Source organism: Streptomyces sp. NPDC059866, from assembly GCF_042731325.1.
Taxonomy (GTDB): domain Bacteria; phylum Actinomycetota; class Actinomycetes; order Streptomycetales; family Streptomycetaceae; genus Streptomyces; species Streptomyces flavusporus.
The window spans coordinates 63,629-85,743 of sequence record NZ_JBHWJT010000024.1; the positions used below are offsets into that span (position 1 = coordinate 63,629).

Sequence of the window (22,115 nt, forward strand, 5' to 3'; positions counted from 1 at the left end):
AGCCGGCCGACGGGCGCCTCACCGGACGACGGTCGGACAGCAGACCCCGTCCTCCGTCGGCTGGCGGTGATCAGAGCTCGGGAGCGAGCAGGGTAAGCCGCAGCACCGCGGCGACGGCGAGCACCGTGGGGATGACGTACCACCACCTGCGCAGCCACTCCGCTTTCACGAACACCCACGTCAGACCCGCGGTAACCGCCGCCAGAGCCAAAGCAAGGCCCGAGGCGAACTGCGAGTGCGCGACGCTCTCGCTGCCCCAGGGCCCGGCGGGCTCCGCCATGTACGCGAGGAAGACGACGTATCCCGTAATCGCATGTCCCAACGTCAAAAGGAAGCCGCATACGACGGATCCGACCCCGAATCGGGACTGAGCTGCTGGTGCTCCGCCCAGTGACGTCTAGGTCGTTGAGGGCGGAATCGGACCGCTCACTTGAGGGCCTCCTTCGCGTCGTCGAGATTCCGGTCGAAGCCCCGGCCGTACGCTTGGGCATTCGGATCCTCGTAGTAGGAGCCGCCGTTGTAGCGGGTGGCAAGTTCTTGCATCTGCGCGCGGGTCATCTGTTCCGACGGATTGGCTATCGCCGACTCAGCAGATGAGCCGGTCCACAGCCAAGCAGAAGCCGACCAGACTGCGATGTCAGTGACAGCCCGTAGGGTGCGCGCAACGTCTCAAGGAGGAACTCCCGTGGGATTCTCGGGCCACCTGGTCTTTGCGCGCAGCAACCGTCCGTTGCTGGAGGCCCTCGTGTTCGACAGCCTCGATGAAGAGCTGGAGGACGCCGTGCACGTATGGGAGCCGCGGCCTGACGGCTGGCAGACGCTCCAGCTCGATCAAGGGATATGGCACGACGAATACCTGCCTGTCTTGGTCGATTGGAGCAAGGCGCCTGCCTGCGTCGCCGACATCTCCGACAGCGACATCGCCCTGGTGACCGGCCTGGATGCCACCGGACAGCGCTGGCAGGCGTGGCTCAACTTGGACAACGCCGCGCGGCTGCTCGTCGACGAACCCGAGGACGTGGACGATGTGATCGAATGGCTGGACACACCTGAGTTTCACGATGCCGTCAGACGCAAGCGCGCGGAACTCGACTTGGAAGTCCCATCCGACGCCGCCGGCGCCCTCGCATGGGCCGCAGCCGCCGACATCCCTGCCACAGCGCAGCAATCCAGGATCGAAGAGCTGCTTCGTTCCCAAGAGGCCTTCGCCGAAGACCTCTTCAGCACGCTGCTCGACGAACTGGGATTTCCCCAGTGCGCGCGCTGCTTGTGAGGATGCGGGATCTGTACAGCAGCGGATGACTCCCCGACGCCCGTGTGAAAAACTGCCCCGCGTTGCGGACGTGAAGACGGTGACCCGGCGGGGGAGTTGGTTGCGGGTGAGCAAGCGGCAGGTGCAGAAGATGCTGCAGTTGATGGCCGGGGGTGGGCCGGTTCAGCTCACCAGTCCCATGGCCTCCGTGAAGAAGCTCGCCCGGCTCGCCTTCATCGCCCAGCAGTTCGGGTACGAGTACGCGGACGCACGGCAGACCGGCGGTCGCAACAACGCGCTCGTGATGATGATCGTGCCCGATCCCAGCCCGCACGCCCGTGCGCGGGCCGCGCAGAACTGGGCGCAGTATCCGAACGCCGGCGACGGCGTCTCGCTGCCGCCCCTCGTGCCGGACGCCCTCGAGCTCCTCAAGGCGCGGATCAACTTCGACCTCACCGGCCGGCACTCCGAGAAGCAGCGGCTGGGGTACGCGGCGGTCGTCATCACTGTCGGGTCCTTTGTCGTCACCGTGAACATCGGCGGGGACACCGGCCTCCTCATCGGCGGGATCATGTGGGCCGTGACCATGGGCCTGCTCGGCTTCGCGCTCACCTGGGGCCGGAAGCGCAACGCCAAGTTCGCGGCCCTTCTCCAGGCCGCCGGGTTCGCGCCGGTCACCGACGAGAGCGGGCGGCTGCGGTATCTGCCGCCGGGGGCGCAGCTTCCGGGGCACGGGAATCCGTTCGCGAGTGGGCCGTACGGGGGGCCGGCCGCGGGGCCGTACGGTGGTCAGCCGGGTGCGCCCGGTGGTTACGGGCAGCAGCAGGCGCCGGGGCCGTACGTCCCTCCGCCTGCGTCCGGGACGCCGGGGCCCTACGCCCCTCCTCCGCCCGCGTCCGGGCCGTACCCCGCCGCCCCCCAGGCCCAGCCCCAGCCGGGGCCCCAGCCATACGGCCACCCTCAGCCGTATCCACAGCAGTCACCCCAGCCCCACCAGCCCCAGGCCCACCACCCTCAGCCCCAGCAAAACCCCCATTGGCAGCCCCCACAGCACTGACCCGGCACCAACCCGGCACCACCCCGGGCCGCCCCCGGGCCACCCCGCACCGAAGAACCTCTCATCCCGCTCCCACCCAGGGTGAGAGCAAAGTTCCTTTCCGGTCACCCACAGCCACAGACCGGAAACGCGCCCTCCCTACCTTCGGGACTCAACCGCTCAGAGCAGTACCCGAGTCCCGGAGCACCGTGGAGGCGTCATGACAGCCCCGAGTACAGCCCCCGCACCCCCGAGCAGGGGCGGCCGCTGGATCCAGCACTGGGATCCGGAGGACGAGACCTTCTGGAACGAGACGGGTGAGAAGGTCGCCCGGCGGAACCTGTTCTTCTCCGTTCTCTCCGAGCACATCGGGTTCTCGATCTGGACCCTGTGGTCCGTGATGGTGCTCTTCATGGGGCCGGAGTACGGGCTCACCCCCGCCGACAAGTTCACGATCGTCTCGATGGCCACGCTGGTCGGCGCCATCGTCCGGGTGCCGTACACCTTCGCCGTCGCCATCTTCGGTGGCCGGATGTGGACGGTCATCTCGGCGAGCCTGCTGCTCCTGCCGACGGTCGCCGCGTTCGCCGTGATGGAGCCGGGGACGTCGTTCACCACGTTCCTGCTGTGCGCGATGCTGGCCGGTGTCGGCGGCGGGAACTTCGCCTCCAGCATGACCAACATCAACGCCTTCTTCCCCCTCCGTAAGAAGGGGTGGGCGCTCGGTCTGAACGCCGGCGGCGGCAACATCGGCGTGCCCGTGGTGCAGCTCGTCGGTCTCGCGGTCATCGGCGCCAGTGGCGGCCCGCGCGTGCTGCTCGGGATCTACATCCCGTTCATCGTGATCGCCGCCGTCCTCGCGTGGCTCAAGATGGACAGCATCTCGTCCGTAAGGAACGACACCGGCGCAGCCAAGGACGCCGTGAAGGAGGCCCACACCTGGATCATGTCCTTCCTCTACATCGGCACGTTCGGTTCGTTCATCGGGTACAGCTTCGCCTTCGGACTGGTCCTCCAGACCCAGTTCGGCCGTACGCCGCTGCAGGCCGCCTACGTCACCTTCATCGGCCCGCTGCTCGGTTCCCTGATCCGCCCGCTGGGAGGCGCGCTCGCCGACCGGTTCGGCGGCGCGAAGATCACGCTGTGGAACTACGTCGCCATGGCCGCCGCCACCGCGGTCATCATCGTGGCCTCGATGCAGAAGTCGCTGCCGCTGTTCACCACCGCGTTCATCGCCCTGTTCGTCCTGTCCGGTCTCGGCAACGGCTCGACGTTCAAGATGATCCCCGGCATCTTCCACAACAAGGCCCTCGCCAAGGAACTCACCGGTGAGGAGGCCGCCGCCTACGGCCGCCGGCTGTCCGGCGCCTCCATGGGCCTCATCGGCGCGGTGGGTGCGCTCGGCGGGCTCGGGATCAACCTGGCCTTCCGCCAGTCGTTCCTGAGCGTGGGCTCCGGCACCGGCGCCTTCGTCGCCTTCCTGGCCTTCTACGGCCTGTGCTTCGTGGTCACCTGGGCCGTATACCTTCGCCGCCCGGCCGCCTCGGAGACCAACGCCACACCGGCCTCAGAGGCAAAGCCGCAGCTCAGCTACGCCGAGGTGTGACGTAACACGGGCGACATCGAGCCGAACCGAGCCTGTCACGCACCGTTGACAGGCTCGATCGGCATGTAGGTGCAACGACTCGAGTGCGGGACGAGAGTTATGTACGAGCAACAACAGCGACCGGATCAGCCGGCGAGGCAGGCGGCGGACATGGTGGGACAGCGGGCGGAACACGGGCCCCTCGCCGGGTTCACCGTGGGCGTGACGGCCGCGCGCCGGGCCGACGAACTCGGGGCGTTGCTGCAGCGGCGCGGCGCCGCCGTCCTGCATGCTCCCGCCCTGCGCATCGTGCAGCTCGCCGACGACAGCGAGCTGCTCGCCGCCACCAAGGAGCTCATCGACCGCGTACCGGATGTGGTCGTGGCCACCACCGCGATCGGTTTCCGGGGCTGGGTCGAGGCCGCCGACGGGTGGGGGCTCGGGGAGGCGCTCCTGGACCGGCTGCGCGGGGTGGAGCTGCTCGCGCGCGGGCCGAAGGTGAAGGGGGCGATCCGGGCCGCGGGGCTGACCGAGGAGTGGTCGCCGTCCTCCGAATCCATGGCCGAGGTGCTCGACCGGCTGCTGGAGGAGGGCGTCGACGGGCGGCGGATCGCCGTACAACTGCACGGGGAGCCGCTGCCCGGGTTCGTGGAGTCGCTCAGGGCGGGCGGGGCCGAGGTCGTCGGCGTTCCCGTCTACCGGTGGATGCCGCCGGAGGATCTCTCGCCGGTCGACCGGCTGCTGGACGCCACCGTCTCGCGCGGGGTGGACGCGCTCACCTTCACCAGCGCGCCGGCCGCCGCGTCCCTGCTGTCCCGGGCCGAGGAGCGCGGGCTGCTGCCCGAACTGCTCGCCGCGCTCCACCACGACGTGCTGCCGGCCTGCGTCGGGCCGGTCACCGCGCTGCCGTTGCAGGCCCGCGGCGTCGACACGGTGCAGCCCGAGCGTTTCCGGCTGGGTCCCCTCGTACAGCTGCTGTGCCAGGAGCTGCCCGCGCGGGCGCGGTCGCTGCCGATCGCCGGGCACCGGGTGGAGATCCGCGGGCATGCGGTGCTGGTGGACGGCGACCTCAAGCCCGTACCGCCCGCCGGGATGTCACTGCTGCGCGCGCTGTCCCGGCGGCCCGGCTGGGTGGTCGCGCGTTCCGAGCTACTGCGCGCGCTGCCCGGCGCCGGCCGGGACGAGCACGCCGTGGAGACGGCGATGGCCCGGCTGCGTACGGCGCTGGGGGCGCCGAAGCTGATCCAGACGGTCGTCAAGCGCGGCTACCGGCTCGCCCTGGATCCGGCTGCCGATGCGAAGTACGCGGACGTGTGACGGCCGGACAGGAGTAGCGCGCGGGCTTGAACGCGCGCTCGCACAAGCGGGTGTCCAGGAGCGCTCGGTACGCGGGGTTCCGGTCGCCGCGGTGGGCAGGCACTGTGAGAGGGAACGGTTCCTCAGCCTCCCCCGGCTAGGCGGTGACGCGCGCATGGCACTGGGTACGGCCCCGGCCCCGTACGAGCTGCGGTTCGACGCCGGGCGGATCTGTCTGGACCTGCTGGCGACCACCCACCCGGTGGAACGGCTCGGCTCCGTCGAGGTGCTGCGCGCCTGGATCACCGGGTCGGGGCTCGTCCCGCCCGGTACCCCGCTGGCGCACGCCGACGCCTCCTGGCTGGTCGGCGTCCGTGAACTGCGCGTCCACGTCGGCCAGTTGGTGCACGGCACGCCGGCGCCCACGACCCGGCCGTACGATCTCGCGCTCGCCCGCGTCAACGACATCGCCCGCACCGCACCACCGGCGCCGCGCGCCCTGCGCGCCGAGGACGGCACGCTCGTACGGGAGTTGGCCGGGCCCCCTGAGTGCGCCGCACTGCTCGGTGCGATCGCCCGGGACGCCGTGGAGCTGCTCACCGATCCCGTCGCCCGGGCGAGCCTGCGGCAGTGTGCGGGCGACGACTGTCCGATCGTCTACCTCGACACGTCCCGGGGCCGGCGCCGGCGCTGGTGTTCCAGTGAGGTGTGCGGGAACCGGGAGCGGGTCGCCCGGCACCGGCGTCGCACGGCCGCTCTCACTCGCGGCTGACGGCCCTTTATGTGCCTTCTGCGGCATGTCTGTTGGTGTGTCGTCGAAGTGATTTCGACAACATCGCGTTTCGGACTCCGAACGCCCCATCGCCGTGACGATCTTGCCAGTGTGGCGAAAACGTAAAGGTGAAGCGGGGGGATTGTGTACCCATGTCCCCCTCGTCACGTCACTCCGAAGAAAACTGTCACCTCACTTTGAACACACAACAGCTCGCGTCCGTACCCGGTGTTGAGCGACCGACTGGGGGAACCCCCGGACACCGGAGGTGGGCGTGCGCAAGGATGCGGCCGTGGCCAATGAACGTGGATCGAGGGCCCGACATCGCATGTCCCAGCCCTCGGAACCTGACGAGGAGCTGATGCGTGCGCTGTATCGAGAGCACGCCGGACCGCTGCTCGCGTACGTGCTGCGCCTGGTCGCCGGAGACCGGCAGCGAGCCGAGGACGTCGTGCAGGAGACGCTCATCCGTGCCTGGAAGAACGCCGGTCAGCTCAACCGAGCGACCGGATCGGTACGCCCCTGGCTGGTGACGGTCGCCCGGCGCATCGTCATCGACGGCCACCGCAGCCGGCAGGCCCGGCCGCAGGAGGTCGACCCGTCGCCGCTGGAGGTCATCCCCGCGGAGGACGAGATCGACAAGGCGCTGTGGCTGATGACGCTGTCGGACGCACTCGACGACCTGACCCCGGCCCACCGGGAGGTGCTCGTCGAGACGTACTTCAAGGGGCGTACCGTCAATGAGGCGGCAGAGACGCTGGGCATACCCAGTGGAACCGTGCGTTCACGGGTGTTCTACGCCCTGCGTTCGATGAAGCTGGCACTGGAGGAGCGGGGGGTGACGGCGTGATGAACCCATACGGGGGATACGGAGCAGGGGGTCCGGGTATGTCTGGCCCCATGCAGGGAACACAGGGCGGCGGATCAGTGGGCCCGAACGAACACGAGACCGTCGGTGCCTACGCCCTCGGGATTCTCGACGACGCCGAAGCAACCGCTTTCGAGGCCCACCTCGCCACCTGTGAGTGGTGCGCCCAGCAGCTCGACGAGCTCGCCGGGATGGAACCGATGCTGGCCGCTCTCGCCGATCTGCCCGGTGCCGGCACGCCCTCGATCGGCGAGTCGCTGTCCGCCAGGCCCAGCCCGCGGCTCGCGGAGAAGCTGGTCGACGAGGTCGCCGAGCGCCGTGCCCAGAAGCGCCGTCGCGGTATGTACATGGTGGCCGCGGCCGCCGCGCTGATCGTCGGCGGCCCGCTGGTCTCCGTCGCGGCGACCGGGGGCGACGACTCGGGGGGCGGCAACGTCCCGCTCCAGGCGTCCAGCCCCGCCAAGGCCGCGTTCGACGGTATGCCCGACCGGGTCACCGCGACCGACCCGAAGACCAAGGTCAGCGCGACCGTGGCCATGGAGGAGAAGCCGCACGGCACCGACGCCGTTCTGGAACTCAAGGGTGTCAAGGGCCCCGAGAAGTGCTCCCTGATCGCCGTCGGCAAGAACGGCGAGCGCGAGACGCTCAGCAACTGGTCCGTCCCGAACTGGGGCTACGGCCTCCCGGACGCCAAGACCGAGCAGGCCAAGAACCCGCTCTACGTCCAGGGCGGCGCCGCCTTCACCCCCAACGAGATCGACCACTTCGAGATCATGACCTTCGACGGTGAGCTGCTGGCCGAGGTCGACGTGTAAGTCGTACGACAGGCCCCGGGGGCGTTGTGGACAACGGACCCGGGGCCCATACGTAGCCTTTCCGGGTCCTCTTCGCGTACGGTGGACGGCTGCCCAGCACGTCAGAAGGGGGCCCGGTGGCCGCTCAGGCTCAACAGGAAACCGCGCTCGGCTCGGTCCATGACTCCGTACGCGACCGGGAGATCGGCGTGGAACAGGAACACCTGGACAGGGTGTACCGCCGCCTGGAGGAGAAGATCCACGAGGCGGAGTTCCTCATGCAGGACGCGGCCCGACGCGGCCAGGTCGGCACGCCCGGTGCGCTCGCCGAGCGCGACGCACAGGTCTTCCGGGCGGGCGTCCACCTGAACCGGCTGAACAACGAGTTCGAGGACTTCCTCTTCGGCCGCATCGACCTGCTGCCCGGCAAGGACGGCAAGAAGGGCCCGGACGGCGCGTACACCGCGGTCGAGCCCGCCGAGGGCGCGGTCCGCGACGACGGCACGGCCGACATCGCCGAGACCCTGCACATCGGCCGCATCGGCGTCCTCGACCAGGACTACGCGCCGCTGGTCATCGACTGGCGGGCCCCCGCCGCGGCCCCCTTCTACCGCTCCACGCCGGTCGACCCCGGCCGGGTGGTCCGCCGCCGGGTCATCCGCTCCAAGGGCCGCCGCGTCCTCGGCGTCGAGGACGACCTGATGCGCCCCGAGCTGAAGGCGTTCCTCGACGGCGACGAACTGCCCGTCATCGGCGACGGTGCCCTGATGGCCGCCCTCGGCCAGGCCCGCAGCCACACCATGCGGGACATCGTCGCCTCCATCCAGGCCGAGCAGGACCTGGTCATCCGCGCCCCCGCCGCCTCCGTGACGTACGTCGAGGGCGGCCCCGGCACGGGCAAGACCGCCGTCGCCCTGCACCGCGCGGCATACCTCCTCTACCAGGACCGGCGCCGCTATGCGGGCGGCATCCTGATCGTCTCGCCGACCCCGCTGCTGGTCGCGTACACCGAGGGCGTGCTGCCCTCCCTCGGCGAGGAGGGCCAGGTCGCCATCCGCGCGATCGGTTCGCTCGTCGACGGCGCCGAGGCCGCGCTGTACGACTCCCCGTCCGTGGCCCGCGCCAAGGGCTCGTACCGCATGCTCAAGGTGCTGCGGAAGGCCGCCCGCGGAGCGCTGGAGCTGAACGATTCACCGCAGCGCCTCCGAGTCGTCGCCTTCGGCCGGCGGCTCGAACTGGAGGCCGCCGAGCTGGAGCGGATCCGGCGCACCGCACTGGGCGGCACGGCTCCGGTGAACCTGCTGCGTCCACGGGCGCGCAGGCTGCTCCTCGACGCGCTGTGGGAGCAGTCGGGCGGCGCGACCCGCCACTCCGACCCCGAGCTCGCCGCCGAGCTGCGCTCCTCGTTCGACGAGGACGTGACATCCGAGGACGCCTTTGTGGGCTTCCTCGACGCCTGGTGGCCGGAGCTGACCCCGCAGCATGTGCTGCGGGCCATGGCCGACGAGAAGCGGCTGGGCCGCTGGGCCCGCCGGATCCTGAACCCGGGCGAGGTGCGCAAGGTGGCCCGCTCGCTCAGGCGGGACGGCCACTCCGTGCACGACATCGCCATGCTCGACGAGCTGCAGGCCACCCTCGGTGTCCCCGCCCGCCCCCGGAAGAAGCGCGAGCTCGACCCGCTCGACCAGCTCACCGGCCTGGAGGAGCTGATGCCGGTGCGCGAGGAGTCGCAGCGCGAGCGGGCCGAGCGGCTGGCGCAGGAGCGCACCGAGTACGCGCACGTCATCGTCGACGAGGCCCAGGACCTCACGCCCATGCAGTGGCGCATGATCGGCCGGCGTGGCCGGCACGCCACCTGGACGGTGGTCGGCGACCCGGCCCAGTCCTCCTGGTCCGACCCGGACGAGGCGGCCGAGGCCCGCGACGAGGCGCTCGGCACCCGCCCCCGCCGCCGCTTCCGCCTCACCGTGAACTACCGCAACCCGGCCGAGATCGCCGAACTGGCGTCCAAGGTGCTGGCCCTCGCCATGCCCGGCTCCGAGTCGCCGTCGGCGGTGCGTTCCACCGGCGTCGAGCCGCGCTTCACGGTCGTACGGGAGTCCCTGGGGCACACCGTGCGCGAGGAGGCGGCCCGGCTCCTCGACCGGGTGGACGGCACGGTCGGTGTGGTGGTGGCCATGAACCGGCGTGAGGAGGCCCGGCGCTGGCTCGCCGGGCTCGGTGACCGGGTGGTGGCGCTCGGCAGCCTGGAGGCGAAGGGCCTGGAGTACGACGCGACGGTGGTCGTCTCGCCCGCGGAGATCGCCGACGAGTCGCCCGCCGGGCTGCGGGTGCTGTACGTCGCCCTGACCCGGGCCACCCAGCAGCTGACGGTCGTCTCCGACGCGCGCGACGAGCCGGACGCGGCCGGGGTGCCTGACCTGCTCAGAGACTGACGCGGAAGAGGCCGACCCGGATGGACTCCCGGGACGGGAATGGCCGTGCGGGATCCGTTTGTTAGCCTTGACGTGACACCGGCCCGATCCAAGCCCCCGGGCCCAACCTTCGTCGCTTCGAGCGACCACTTGCCGCGAGGCGAGCATGGCGGGTCGGTGTCACTGACTTGTGAGAGGCCCACGTCACGATGTGACGTGGGCCTCTTTCGTTGCCTGATCGTTTCTCGTATGGTGGAAGAAGTTTTCCGAAATCACATCCCTGGGTGTGAACTAAATGAGCGCAATCCCGGGCGGCTACCGCGTACTCAGGGGTAGGTGCGACGATCGGACGGCACAACGCAGCATTCGGTGAAAGCAGAGGAAGTCGGCCATGGCAACGGCGCCCAGCGTCTCCTACTCGATGACCATCCGGCTGGAGGTGCCCGCGAGCGGAACCGCCGTCTCGCAGCTCACCACCGTCGTGGAGTCCTCCGGAGGCTCGGTGACCGGCCTCGACGTCACCGCGTCCGGCCACGAGAAGCTCCGTATCGACGTCACCATCGCGGCGACCTCGACCGGCCACGCCGACGAGATCGTGGAGAAGCTCCGCGGCATCGAGGGCATCACGCTCGGCAAGGTCTCGGACCGTACGTTCCTCATGCACCTCGGCGGCAAGATCGAGATGGCGTCGAAGCACCCCATCCGCAACCGTGACGACCTGTCCATGGTCTACACGCCGGGTGTGGCCCGCGTCTGCATGGCGATCGCCGAGAACCCCGAGGACGCCCGCCGCCTCACCATCAAGCGCAACTCCGTTGCGGTCGTGACGGACGGCTCCGCCGTGCTGGGCCTCGGCAACATCGGCCCGAAGGCCGCGCTGCCCGTCATGGAGGGCAAGGCGGCCCTCTTCAAGCGGTTCGCCGGCATCGACGCCTGGCCCATCTGCCTGGACACCCAGGACACCGACGCCATCGTCGAGATCGTGAAGGCGATCGCCCCGGGGTTCGCCGGCATCAACCTCGAGGACATCTCCGCCCCCCGCTGCTTCGAGATCGAGGCGCGGCTGCGCGAGGCCCTCGACATCCCCGTCTTCCACGACGACCAGCACGGCACCGCGATCGTCGTCCTCGCCGCCCTCACCAACGCACTTCGCGTGGTGGGCAAGGCAGTTGGGGACGTGCGGGTCGTCATGTCCGGCGCGGGCGCGGCCGGTACGGCGATCCTGAAGCTGCTGCTCGCTGCGGGCGTGAAGCACGCCGTTGTCGCCGACATCCACGGTGTCGTGCACTCCGGCCGCGAGGACCTGGTCGATGCCGCCCCCGACTCGGCGCTGCGCTGGATCGCCGACAACACCAACCCCGACGGCATCACCGGCACCCTCAAGGACGCCGTGCGCGGCGCCGACGTCTTCATCGGCGTCTCGGCTCCCAACGTGCTCGACGGTGACGACGTGGCCGGGATGGCCGACAACGCGATCGTGTTCGCGCTCGCGAATCCGGACCCCGAGGTCGACCCGGCAATCGCTCGTCAGACCGCGGCAGTTGTGGCCACCGGCCGCTCCGACTTCCCCAACCAGATCAACAACGTCCTGGTCTTCCCGGGCGTCTTCCGTGGCCTGCTGGACGCACAGTCCCGTACTGTTAACACGGAGATGATGCTCGCCGCCGCGAAGGCGCTGGCGGACGTGGTGACCGAGGACGAGCTGAACCCGAACTACATCGTCCCGAGCGTGTTCAACGACAAGGTCGCTGGCGCGGTCGCGGGCGCGGTACGGGAAGCGGCGAAGGCTGCCGGAGCGTCGGCGACGGCGTTGTGACCCATGCGGCGTCGGCGTCCACCCGCGCTGTGCTGTGGCTGTGAGGATTGCCACGGCTGCGCTGGTCAACGGCGCGTCGTGGAACCACCTGGCGTCGGCTGCCATCTAGGGTGGCGGCCGGTCAGTGGCGCTTTTCGTGTGACCCCCACGGGTGTTCTCACGACTCCTGCGGGTGCCGGATTGGCATTCCCGCCGCAGGTGGGGGCAGGATGCGTCCCTGGGCGCGAGCGTCGGACGACGGACCCGGGTCCGGGGACTGTCCGAGGACCCTGGCAGCATCGGCTTCGCTGTGCCCGATATGCGGCTCCGCCGCGTGGCACGCCTCAACGGCAAGAAGAACACGGGAGTAACAAAATGAACCGCAGTGAGCTGGTGGCCGCGCTGGCCGACCGCGCCGAGGTGACCCGCAAGGACGCCGACGCCGTGCTGGCCGCGTTCGCCGACGTGGTCGGCGAGATCGTCTCCAAGGGCGACGAGAAGGTCACCATCCCCGGCTTCCTGACCTTCGAGCGCACCCACCGTGCCGCTCGCACCGCGCGCAACCCGCAGACCGGCGACCCGATCCAGATCCCGGCCGGTTACAGCGTGAAGGTCTCCGCGGGCTCCAAGCTCAAGGAAGCCGCCAAGGGCCAGTAATCCTGCCCGTACACCACGGGACGGTGTGCGGCGCCTGAGTAACGCCAATGGGGCGGCCACCCGGCATCCGGGAGGCCGCCCCATCGTCGTAGCTGTGCTCATCCGGGGGGACAACCCCGGGCCCCCGGCCGGGACCGGCGCTGCCCCGGGCCGGAGCGGCGAGGCTGGTGCCTAGCCGAGCGCCTTGCCCGGCAGCTCGACCTTCGCGCCCAGCTTCACCAGCTTCTCCATGAAGTTCTCGTAGCCCCGGTTGATGAGGTCGATGCCGTGGACCCGGGACGTGCCCTGGGCGGCCAGCGCGGCGATGAGGTACGAGAAGCCGCCGCGGAGGTCGGGGATGACCAGGTCGGCGCCCTGGAGGCGGGTGGGGCCGCTCACGACCGCCGAGTGCAGGAAGTTGCGCTGGCCGAATCGGCAGTTCGAGCCGCCCAGGCACTCGCGGTAGAGCTGGATGTGGGCGCCCATCTGGTTGAGCGCGGACGTGAAGCCGAGACGGGACTCGTAGACCGTCTCGTGAATGATCGACAGCCCCGTCGCCTGCGTGAGGGCGACGACCAGCGGCTGCTGCCAGTCGGTCTGGAAGCCGGGGTGGACGTCCGTTTCGAGGGCGATGGACTTCAACTGTCCGCCGGGGTGCCAGAAGCGGATGCCCTCGTCGTCGATCTCGAAGGCGCCGCCCACCTTCCGGTAGGTGTTGAGAAACGTCATCATCGACCGCTGCTGAGCGCCACGGACATAGATGTTGCCCTCGGTGGCGAGCGCCGCGGACGCCCAGGAGGCGGCCTCCAGGCGGTCCGGGAGGGCGCGGTGGGTGTAGCCACCGAGCTGGTCCACACCGGTGATGCGGATCGTGCGGTCGGTGTCCATCGCGATGATGGCGCCCATCTTCTGCAGTACGCAGATGAGGTCCTCGATCTCCGGCTCGACCGCCGCGTTCGCGAGTTCCGTCACGCCCTCCGCGAGGACGGCCGTCAGCAGCACCTGCTCGGTCGCGCCGACGGACGGGTACGGCAGCTGGATCTTCGTACCGCGCAGCCGTTGCGGGGCCTCCAGGTACTGCCCGTCCGCCCGCTTCTCGATCCGCGCGCCGAACTGCCGCAGCACGTCGAAGTGGAAGTCGATGGGCCGGCCGCCGATGTCGCAGCCGCCGAGGCCCGGGATGAACGCGTGGCCGAGACGGTGCAGCAGGGGGCCGCAGAAGAGGATCGGAATACGCGAGGAACCCGCGTGGGCATCGATGTCAGCGACGTTCGCGCTCTCCACCCGGGTCGGGTCGAGGAGCAGCTCGCCCGGCTCGTCGCCCGGACGCACCGACACGCCGTGCAGCTGGAGCAGACCGCGGACCACACGGACGTCACGGATGTCCGGGACGTTGCGCAGTCGGCTCGGCGCACTGCCCAGCAGGGCGGCGACCATGGCCTTCGGTACGAGGTTCTTCGCACCACGGACACGGATCTCGCCCTCCAGCGGGGTTCCGCCGTGGACAAGCAGGACATCGTCGTTGACGGTCATGAATCTCGCGTTCCGATGAGTTGGGCAGGGGCCGGAGGGACAGACTAATGGCCGCCGACCCCCCTCCTGTAAGCCCAAGCAGCGCCCAGCTCTGTCATAGCTCTGTCACAACACGAACCGTTCCCAATCGGGCACATGGGGTCACTGGCGGCGGCGTGCGCCGGGGGTGCTTCCTGCCGCCCTGAGCTGCATTCACTCCCGACCTCCCATTGGCTCCCCACACCGAGCGAAGATGCGGGATCATGTCTGCCATGACCGAGGTGTCCTCGCTCACAGGACGGCTGCTCGTGGCAACGCCCGCCCTGGCGGACCCGAACTTCGACCGCGCGGTGGTGCTCCTTCTCGACCACGACGAGGAGGGCTCGCTGGGTGTCGTTCTCAACCGTCCGACGCCGGTGGGGGTGGGCGACATCCTGGAGGGCTGGGCGGAGCTGGCCGGCGAACCCGGCGTGGTCTTCCAGGGCGGGCCGGTCTCCCTGGACTCCGCTCTCGGTGTGGCGGTCATCCCGGGCGGCGCGTCCGGGGAGGCCGTCCCGCTCGGCTTTCGGCGGGTGCACGGTGCGATCGGCCTGGTCGACCTGGAGGCCCCGCCGGAGCTGCTCGCCTCGGCCCTCGGCTCGCTCAGGATCTTCGCCGGATACGCGGGCTGGGGCCCCGGCCAGCTGGAGGACGAGCTGGTCGAGGGCGCCTGGTACGTGGTCGAGTCCGAGCCGGGCGACGTCTACTACCCGGCCCCCGAACGGCTCTGGCGCGAGGTGCTGCGCCGACAGCGCAACGAGCTGGCGATGGTGGCCACCTATCCGGACGACCCTTCGCTCAACTGATGCGTGTGAGCTTCAGTACCCTTGGCCGTATGAGCACTCTCGAGCCCGAGCGCGGGACTGGTACGGGGACACTCGTAGAGCCCACGCCGCAGACTTCCCACGGCGACGGTGACCACGAGCGCTTCGCCCACTACGTCCAGAAGGACAAGATCATGGCGAGCGCCCTCGACGGTACGCCCGTCGTGGCGCTGTGCGGCAAGGTCTGGGTGCCCGGCCGCGACCCGAAGAAGTACCCGGTGTGTCCCATGTGCAAGGAAATCTACGAGTCCATGGGCGCCGGCGGGGACGACAAGGGCAAGGGCGGCGACAAGAAGTAGGCCGTCAGGCCGGTAGGCCGTAGGTCCGTAGCCGGGCAGCTCTGCCCGCCTGGTTTTCCGGGAGGCCCCCCGGGGTGTGTTTCGGTGCGCCCCGGGGGCCTTCGTGTCGGGCCCCTCCTCGGACTCCTTCCGGCGTTTCTTCGGGGAGCAGGAATTGGGCCGGCAATTCTTCAACAGTCCTGGTCGCCAAGTCCCTCATCATCAGCGACACTTCGCAGTCGACGCAAAGGACTGACGACGTGACTGCATTGACGGATCTGATTCCGGCGCCGCGCGCCGTCGAGGGGCCCATGCGCTGCGAGGTGCTGTTCGACCGGGAAACGGCCCTGTGGGCCGCCCCGGGCACGGGCACCACGGAGCGCTGGCTGCGCTCCACCGTGGGTGCGGCCCTCGGCCTGCCGTTTCCGCCCGGACCGGAGGACCGCCCCGGCTCCGTACGGCTGTACCTGGACGACGCACTGGAGCCGGAGGCGTACCGGCTCTCCGTCGGCGCCGACCGGGGCGCCGAGATCCGGGGCGGCAGCGCGGCCGGCGTCTTCTGGGGTGCGCAGACACTGCGCCAACTCCTCGGCCCCGACGCCTTCCGACGCGCCCCCGTACGCCCCGGAACCACCCTCGGAATCCCGCACCAGATCATCGAGGACGCCCCCCGGTTCCGCTGGCGCGGCCTCATGCTCGATGTCGCCCGGCACTTCATGCCCAAGGAGGGCGTGCTGCGCTACCTGGACCTGATGGCGGCGCACAAACTCAACGTCTTCCACTTTCACCTGACGGACGATCAGGGCTGGCGGATCGAGATCAGGAAGTACCCGAAGCTCACCGAGGTCGGCTCCTGGCGGGCGCGCACGAAATTCGGCCACCGGGCCTCGCCGTTGTGGGAGGAGAAACCGCACGGCGGCCACTACACCCAGGACGACATCCGGGAGATCGTCGCCTACGCCGCCGAGCGGCATATCACCGTCGTCCCGGAAATCGACGTACCGGGACACTCGCAGGCCGCCATCGCCGCGTATCCGGAACTCGGCAACACCGACGTCATCGACACCACCGCCCTCACCGTCTGGGACACCTGGGGGATCAATCCGAACGTACTCGCCCCCACTGACAACACCCTGCGCTTCTACGAGGGGGTGTTCGAGGAAGTCCTGGAGCTGTTCCCGTCGGAGTTCGTTCATGTCGGCGGCGACGAATGCCCGAAGGACCAGTGGAAGCAGTCGCCGGCCGCACAGGCGCGGATCAGGGAACTCGGGCTCGCCGACGAGGACGAGCTGCAGTCCTGGTTCGTCGGCCACTTCGCCAAGTGGCTCTCCGCGCGCGGGCGCAGGCTCATCGGCTGGGACGAGATCCTGGAGGGTGGGAGCCGAGCCGAGGGGCTTGGAGCGCCCGGAGGCGAGGCGACAAGAATCAGCCTCGCGGACGGGGCGGCCGTGTCGTCCTGGCGCGGCTACGCGGGCGGAGTCGCCGCCGCGCGGGCCGGTCATGACGTCGTCATGTGCCCTGAGCAGCAGGTGTACCTGGACCACCGCCAGTCCGCCGGCGCGGACGAACCCGTACCGATCGGCTATGTGCGCACCCTGGCGGACGTCTACCAGTTCGAGCCGGTCCCGCCGCAGCTCAGCGGGGAGCAGACGCGCCATGTCCTGGGCACGCAGGCCAACGTGTGGACCGAGGTGATGGAGGACCAGGCGCGCGTGGACTACCAGGTCTTCCCGAGGCTCGCGGCCTTCGCCGAGGTCGCCTGGAGCGTCCTGCCCGCCCCGGCGGAACGGGACTTCGAGGACTTCGGGCGGCGGATGGCCGTCCACTACCGGCGGCTCGACGCCCTGGGAGTGGCGTACCGGCCGCCCGCCGGGCCGTGGCCCTGGCAGCGGCGTCCCGGCGTGCTCGGCCGGCCGATCGACGGTCCGCCCCCGAACAAGTGATGGAAAAAGCGCCCAAGCGTCACCGAAGAGTGGCAATTCCAACGCACGGGTGACGAACGTCCAAATCGGACTATTTCCCCGGTGAGGTGGGCGAACGCCTCCTAGCGGACCCGCGCGTTCGGGTCCTGCGAAGATGTGCCAGAGTTGCCACGTCCGCCCTGTCAGCACGTACCGTACGGCAGCACGGGCGGGACCAGGTGGGGCAGCGGGAAGGGGCAGCCGGTTTGACCACGCACGCACCGCAGGCGGCGCAGGCCGTCACGCTGCCCGCCACGCTGGACGAGGCAGTGGCGGCGCTCACCGCCATGCCCGCCGCCGTGCCCGTGGCCGGCGGCACCGATCTGATGACCGCCGTCAACTCGGGGCAGCTCAGGCCCGCCGGACTGGTCGGCCTCGGCAAGATCAGCGAAATCCGCGGCTGGCAGTACCAGGACGGGCACGCCCTGCTCGGCGCGGGCCTCACCCACGCGCGTATGGGCCGCCCCGACTTCGCCGCGCTCATCCCGGCGCTCGCCGCCGCCGCGCGGGCCGCCGGTCCGCCGCACATCCGCAACGCCGGCACCCTGGGCGGCAACATCGCCACGGCCGCCCCCACCGGCGACGCGCTGCCGGTGCTGGCCGCCCTGGAGGCGACGCTGATCGTCGCGGGTCCGGGCGGAGCCCGCCGGGAAGTCCCGGTGTCGCACCTGCTGGCCGGCATGGAGATGCTGCGCGCCGGCGAACTCATCGGCTACGTGCGCGTGCCGCTGCTGCACGCGCCGCAGGTCTTCCTGAAGGCGACCGGCCGCACCGGCCCCGGGCGGGCCGTCGCGTCCGTCGCGCTCGTCCTCGACCCCGCCCGCCGCGGAGTCAGGTGCGCCGTCGGCGCCATAGCGCCGCTGCCGCTCAGGCCCCTGGAGGCCGAGCAGTGGGTCGCGCAACTCATCGACTGGGACAACAACCGCGCGATCGTCCCCGAGGCGCTGAACGCCTTCGGCGAGTACGTCGCCGCGGCCTGCATCCCCGACCCGGTCCCGGCCGAGGACGGCTCCGTACAGCAGCTTCCGCCCGCCGTACTGCACCTGCGGCGCACCGTCGCCGCGCTGGCCCGACGAGCACTGGGGAGGGCGCTGTCGTGACCGACGACCAGCACGAAGGGGGCACGCCCCAGGGCGGCGGCCGCTGGGACCCGCTGCCCCAGGGCGACTACGACGACGGCGCCACTGCCTTCGTGAAACTCCCCGAGGGTGGCATCGACGCACTGCTGGCCTCCGCCGACAGCCCGCTCGCCGCCCCCGGCCACGGTTACGTACCGCCGCCGATAACGGTCACGCCCGCGACCACCGCCGGCACCGACCCCGCCGCCACCGGCACCTGGGCGATGCCCTCCGAAGGCGTGCAGTGGCCCGACCCGAACGCGGTGCCGCAGGACGCCTCCGGGCAGGACCGGTTCACGTACGACCCCCCGGCCACGGGCCAGTGGACCTTCGAGGACGCCAACGCCGCGGAGGCACCCGCGGCACCCGGCCACGACGTGACCGGGCAGTGGTCGATTCCCGTTGCGAATGGTGATCTTCCGGACGAATCGGGTGAGTTCACCACCTCGTCCCTCGTGGAGCAGTGGGGCGGCACACCACCGGCCACGCTTCCCGGCGGTGCATCCGCGCCCTGGGCGACCGAGTCGGTGGGGCAGCCGTGGAGCCGGGAGCCGTCGCCGGGCGCGGGGCGGGGGCCGTCCGGGCATGAGCACGGTGAGCCGGGGGCGTCCGGGGACCGGCGTCATGAGCCGGAAGAGTCCGGCGCCGCCGCGCCGCAGCCCGATCCGGGGCACTCCGGGCACTCCCGTCCGGGGCAGGCCGCGCCATCCGCGTCCGCCGCTCAGGCAGCCGGTCCCGCCCAGCCGTACACGGAGGCTCCGCCGCCCGCCCCGGTGGCCGGCGGGACGGTCGAGGACACCCGGGGTACCCAAGGGCCCGCCGAGGCCGCTGAGAGCCCTGCTGAGCCCTCCGCGCCGCCCGCACCGGCCTCCGATTCGGGCGCCGGGCCGGAGGACGCCGAGCAGTCCGTGACGGACGCCGACGGCGAGACCACGGACGACGCCCCGGAGGATGCCGGCGCACCGGCCGCCCCGTCCGCACACGAGGAGCACCCGCTCGCCTCGTACGTGCTGCGCGTCAACGGCACGGACCGCCCCGTCACCGAGGCGTGGATCGGCGAGTCGCTGCTCTACGTCCTGCGGGAGCGGCTCGGCCTCGCGGGCGCCAAGGACGGCTGCTCGCAGGGCGAGTGCGGGGCCTGCAACGTCCAGGTCGACGGGCGGCTCGTCGCCTCCTGCCTGGTGCCCGCGGTCACCGCGGCCGGCAGCGAGGTGCGCACCGTGGAGGGCCTGGCCGCCGACGGGCAGCCCTCGGACGTGCAGCGGGCGCTCGCCAGGTGCGGTGCGGTGCAGTGCGGTTTCTGCGTGCCGGGCATGGCGATGACCGTGCACGACCTTCTGGAGGGCAACCCGGCGCCGACCGAGCTGGAGACCCGCCAGGCGCTGTGCGGCAACCTGTGCCGCTGCTCCGGCTACCGGGCCGTCCTGGACGCCGTCAAGGACGTCGTCGCCGAACGCGAGGCGCACTCCGCGGCCGACGCGTCCGAACACGACGCGGACGAGGCACGTATCCCCCACCAGGCGGGGCCCGGGGCCGGCGGCGTCAACCCGTCGGCGTTCGAGTCCCCCGGGACACCCGGCCCGCACGACCAGCCGTACGGACAGGGACAGGACGGAGGCCAGGCGTGAGCAACGAAGCCGCCACCGCGACCACCACCGCGGAGGCCGTCCCCGCTGCCGAGTCGATCCCGCACGGCCTCGGCGCCTCCCTGCCCGCCGCGGACGCCCGCGCGAAGACCGAGGGCACCTTCCCGTACGCGGCCGACCTGTGGGCCGAAGGACTGCTGTGGGCGGCCGTGTTGCGCTCACCGCACCCGCACGCGCGCATTGTGTCCATCGACACCTCCCACGCGCGTGAGATGCCCGGCGTACGGGCCGTCGTCACGCACGAGGACGTGCCCGGCGCGCCGCTGCACGGCCGCGGCAGGTCCGACCGCCCCGTGTTCGCCTCCGAGGTCGTACGCCACCACGGTGAACCCATCGCCGCCGTCGCCGCCGACCACCCCGACACCGCGCGGATGGCCGCTGCGGCCGTCATCGTCGAGTACGAGGTACTCGACCCGGTGACCGACCCCGAGCAGGCCTTCGAGGCCGAGCCGCTGCACCCCGACGGCAACCTGATCCGGCACATCCCGCTGCGCCACGGCGACCCGGAGGCGGCCGGCGAGGTCGTCGTCGAGGGCCTGTACCGCATCGGCCGCCAGGACCCGGCGCCCATCGGCGCCGAGGCGGGCCTCGCCGTGCCGCGCCCCGACGGCGGAGTGGAGCTGTACCTGGCGTCCACGGACCCGCACACCGACCGCGACACCGCCGCCGCCTGCTACGGCCTGGAACCGGAGCGCGTGAAGGTCGTCGTCACCGGCGTGCCCGGCGCCACCGCCGACCGCGAGGACCAGGGCTTCCAACTCCCGCTCGGCCTGCTGGCGCTCAAGACCGGCTGCCCGGTGAAACTGACCGCCACGCGCGAGGAGTCCTTCCTGGGCCACGCGCACCGGCATCCGACCCTGCTCAGGTACCGCCACCACGCGGACGCCGAGGGCAAGCTGGTGAAGGTCGAGGCGCAGATCCTGCTGGACGCGGGCGCCTACGCCGACACCTCCTCGGACGCCCTCGCGGCCGCCGTCTCCTTCGCCTGCGGCCCGTACGTCGTTCCGAACGCCTTCATCGAGGGCTGGGCCGTGCGCACCAACAACCCGCCCTCCGGCCATGTGCGCGGCGAGGGCGCGATGCAGGTGGCCGCCGCCTACGAGGCGCAGATGGACAAGCTGGCGAAGAAGCTGGGCGTCGACCCGGCGGAGCTGCGCCTGCGCAACGTCATGGCGACGGGCGACGTACTCCCGACGGGCCAGACGGTGACGTGCCCGGCTCCCGTCGCGGAACTCCTCCAGGCCGTACGGGACTTCCCCCTGCCCGCCCTGCCCAAGGACACGCCCGAGGACGAATGGCTGCTGCCCGGCGGCCCCGAGGGCGCGGGCGAACCCGGCGCGGTGCGCCGCGGCGTCGGATACGGCCTGGGCATGGTGCACATGCTCGGCGCGGAGGGCGCCGACGAGGTCTCCACGGCGACGGTGAAGGTCCAGGACGGTGTGGCGACGGTGCTCTGTGCGGCCGTCGAGACCGGCCAGGGCTTCAGTACGCTCGCGCGTCAGATCGTCCAGGAGACGCTGGGCATCGACGAGGTGCACGTGGCCCCCGTGGACACCGACCAGCCCCCGGCCGGCGCGGGCTGCCGCGGCCGCCACACATGGGTGTCGGGCGGTGCGGTGGAACGCGCGGCCAAGATGGTCCGCACGCAGTTGCTGCAACCCCTGGCGCACAAGTTCGGCATGTCCACCGAACTGCTCCAGATCACCGACGGCAAGATCACGTCGTACGACGGAGTCCTGTCGACCACCGTCACCGAGGCGATGGACGGCAAGGAACTGTGGGCGACCGCGCAGTGCCGCCCGCACCCCACCGAACCGCTCGACGCGACCGGCCAGGGCGACGCCTTCGTCGGGCTCGCCTTCTGCGCGATCCGCGCCGTGGTCGACGTCGACATCGAGCTCGGTTCCGTACGGGTGGTCGAGCTGGCGGTCGCCCAGGACGTCGGCCGGGTACTGAACCCGGCGCAGCTCGCGGCCCGTATCGAGGCGGGCGTCACCCAGGGCGTGGGCATCGCCCTCACGGAGAACCTGCGCACCCCACGCGGAGTGATACGGCATCCCGACCTCACCGGGTACGCCCTGCCGACCGCCCTGGACGCGCCCGACATCCAGATCGTCAAGCTGGTCGAGGAACGCGACGTGGTCGCCCCCTTCGGCGCGAAGGCGGCCAGTGCGGTACCGGTCGTGGCGTCCCCGGCGGCGATCGCGTCGGCCGTGCGCGCCGCGACGGGCCGCCCGGTGAACCGACTGCCGATCCGGCCGCAGGCGGCGGTGGTGACGGGGCAGTGAC

General features: G+C 71.0%; 18 protein-coding genes. 16 read left to right on the top strand and 2 right to left on the bottom strand.

Features of this window, described 5'->3' with window-relative positions:
* Positions 1–70 precede the first annotated feature (70 nt).
* The gene (locus ACFV7R_RS32330; protein WP_385269794.1) at positions 71–322 is read right to left on the bottom strand and encodes a hypothetical protein; all 252 of its coding nucleotides are present in this window, start codon (positions 320–322) and stop codon (positions 71–73) included.
* Between the two features lie 363 nt (positions 323–685).
* On the opposite strand from ACFV7R_RS32330, the gene ACFV7R_RS32335 reads away from it, so the two are divergent.
* The 10 genes from ACFV7R_RS32335 (at position 686) to ACFV7R_RS32380 (ending at position 12,469) form a co-directional block, all read left to right on the top strand.
* A complete protein-coding gene (locus ACFV7R_RS32335; protein WP_385269796.1) occupies positions 686–1,273 on the top strand; it encodes a hypothetical protein in 588 nt (195 codons plus the stop codon).
* Positions 1,274–1,379: 106 nt separating this feature from the next.
* Positions 1,380–2,309 (top strand): hypothetical protein, encoded by a 930-nt coding sequence (locus ACFV7R_RS32340; RefSeq protein ID WP_385269798.1) that lies wholly within the window; start codon positions 1,380–1,382, stop codon positions 2,307–2,309.
* Between the two features lie 199 nt (positions 2,310–2,508).
* A complete protein-coding gene (locus ACFV7R_RS32345) occupies positions 2,509–3,894 on the top strand; it encodes a nitrate/nitrite transporter (RefSeq protein ID WP_385269800.1) in 1,386 nt (461 codons plus the stop codon).
* A 99-nt stretch (positions 3,895–3,993) separates the two neighbouring features.
* Complete coding sequence (locus ACFV7R_RS32350; protein ID WP_385269802.1) at positions 3,994–5,190, top strand: uroporphyrinogen-III synthase; 1,197 nt, start codon at positions 3,994–3,996, stop codon at positions 5,188–5,190.
* A 154-nt stretch (positions 5,191–5,344) separates the two neighbouring features.
* The gene (locus ACFV7R_RS32355) at positions 5,345–5,941 is read left to right on the top strand and encodes a CGNR zinc finger domain-containing protein (RefSeq protein ID WP_385269804.1); all 597 of its coding nucleotides are present in this window, start codon (positions 5,345–5,347) and stop codon (positions 5,939–5,941) included.
* A 328-nt stretch (positions 5,942–6,269) separates the two neighbouring features.
* Positions 6,270–6,791, top strand: coding sequence for a sigma-70 family RNA polymerase sigma factor (locus ACFV7R_RS32360; protein WP_010039908.1), 522 nt, complete (start codon positions 6,270–6,272; stop codon positions 6,789–6,791).
* A gap of 50 nt (positions 6,792–6,841) precedes the next feature.
* Entirely contained in the window at positions 6,842–7,624 is a 783-nt protein-coding gene (locus tag ACFV7R_RS32365) for an anti-sigma factor family protein (protein WP_385269806.1), read from the top strand.
* A 116-nt stretch (positions 7,625–7,740) separates the two neighbouring features.
* Complete coding sequence (locus ACFV7R_RS32370) at positions 7,741–10,038, top strand: HelD family protein (protein WP_385269808.1); 2,298 nt, start codon at positions 7,741–7,743, stop codon at positions 10,036–10,038.
* 370 nt (positions 10,039–10,408) lie between these two features.
* On the top strand, positions 10,409–11,833 hold the full coding sequence (locus ACFV7R_RS32375) for an NAD-dependent malic enzyme (protein WP_385269810.1): 1,425 nt from the start codon (positions 10,409–10,411) through the stop codon (positions 11,831–11,833).
* 354 nt (positions 11,834–12,187) lie between these two features.
* On the top strand, positions 12,188–12,469 hold the full coding sequence (locus ACFV7R_RS32380; RefSeq protein WP_129799764.1) for an HU family DNA-binding protein: 282 nt from the start codon (positions 12,188–12,190) through the stop codon (positions 12,467–12,469).
* 171 nt (positions 12,470–12,640) lie between these two features.
* Here the strand turns inward: ACFV7R_RS32380 and murA are convergent, their stop codons facing one another.
* Positions 12,641–13,981 (bottom strand): UDP-N-acetylglucosamine 1-carboxyvinyltransferase, encoded by a 1,341-nt coding sequence (gene murA, locus ACFV7R_RS32385; RefSeq protein ID WP_385269812.1) that lies wholly within the window; start codon positions 13,979–13,981, stop codon positions 12,641–12,643.
* 251 nt (positions 13,982–14,232) lie between these two features.
* Between murA and ACFV7R_RS32390 the strand changes: the two genes are divergently transcribed.
* The 6 genes from ACFV7R_RS32390 (at position 14,233) to ACFV7R_RS32415 (ending at position 22,114) form a co-directional block, all read left to right on the top strand.
* Complete coding sequence (locus ACFV7R_RS32390) at positions 14,233–14,805, top strand: YqgE/AlgH family protein (protein ID WP_129799762.1); 573 nt, start codon at positions 14,233–14,235, stop codon at positions 14,803–14,805.
* Between the two features lie 29 nt (positions 14,806–14,834).
* Positions 14,835–15,122 (top strand): DUF3039 domain-containing protein, encoded by a 288-nt coding sequence (locus tag ACFV7R_RS32395; protein WP_030054422.1) that lies wholly within the window; start codon positions 14,835–14,837, stop codon positions 15,120–15,122.
* Positions 15,123–15,361: 239 nt separating this feature from the next.
* Positions 15,362–17,044, top strand: a complete 1,683-nt coding sequence (locus tag ACFV7R_RS32400) for a beta-N-acetylhexosaminidase (protein ID WP_385269815.1) — start codon at positions 15,362–15,364, stop codon at positions 17,042–17,044.
* Positions 17,045–17,268: 224 nt separating this feature from the next.
* Complete coding sequence (locus tag ACFV7R_RS32405) at positions 17,269–18,162, top strand: FAD binding domain-containing protein (protein ID WP_385269817.1); 894 nt, start codon at positions 17,269–17,271, stop codon at positions 18,160–18,162.
* A complete protein-coding gene (locus ACFV7R_RS32410; protein WP_385269819.1) occupies positions 18,159–19,808 on the top strand; it encodes a 2Fe-2S iron-sulfur cluster-binding protein in 1,650 nt (549 codons plus the stop codon). The genes ACFV7R_RS32405 and ACFV7R_RS32410 overlap by 4 nt, the downstream gene beginning before the upstream one ends.
* Positions 19,805–22,114, top strand: a complete 2,310-nt coding sequence (locus ACFV7R_RS32415; protein WP_385269821.1) for a xanthine dehydrogenase family protein molybdopterin-binding subunit — start codon at positions 19,805–19,807, stop codon at positions 22,112–22,114. Before ACFV7R_RS32410 ends, ACFV7R_RS32415 begins: the two co-directional genes overlap by 4 nt.
* Position 22,115: the final 1 nt, after the last annotated feature.

Coding starts and splice junctions, on each gene's coding strand:
- ACFV7R_RS32360 (WP_010039908.1), top strand. CDS start 6,270: ATGTCCCAGCCCTCGGAACCTGACGAGGAGCTGATGCGTGCGCTGTAT.
- ACFV7R_RS32350 (WP_385269802.1), top strand. CDS start 3,994: ATGTACGAGCAACAACAGCGACCGGATCAGCCGGCGAGGCAGGCGGCG.
- ACFV7R_RS32380 (WP_129799764.1), top strand. CDS start 12,188: ATGAACCGCAGTGAGCTGGTGGCCGCGCTGGCCGACCGCGCCGAGGTG.
- ACFV7R_RS32345 (WP_385269800.1), top strand. CDS start 2,509: ATGACAGCCCCGAGTACAGCCCCCGCACCCCCGAGCAGGGGCGGCCGC.
- ACFV7R_RS32390 (WP_129799762.1), top strand. CDS start 14,233: ATGACCGAGGTGTCCTCGCTCACAGGACGGCTGCTCGTGGCAACGCCC.
- ACFV7R_RS32365 (WP_385269806.1), top strand. CDS start 6,842: ATGCAGGGAACACAGGGCGGCGGATCAGTGGGCCCGAACGAACACGAG.
- ACFV7R_RS32395 (WP_030054422.1), top strand. CDS start 14,835: ATGAGCACTCTCGAGCCCGAGCGCGGGACTGGTACGGGGACACTCGTA.
- ACFV7R_RS32355 (WP_385269804.1), top strand. CDS start 5,345: ATGGCACTGGGTACGGCCCCGGCCCCGTACGAGCTGCGGTTCGACGCC.
- murA (WP_385269812.1), bottom strand. CDS start 13,981: ATGACCGTCAACGACGATGTCCTGCTTGTCCACGGCGGAACCCCGCTG.
- ACFV7R_RS32375 (WP_385269810.1), top strand. CDS start 10,409: ATGGCAACGGCGCCCAGCGTCTCCTACTCGATGACCATCCGGCTGGAG.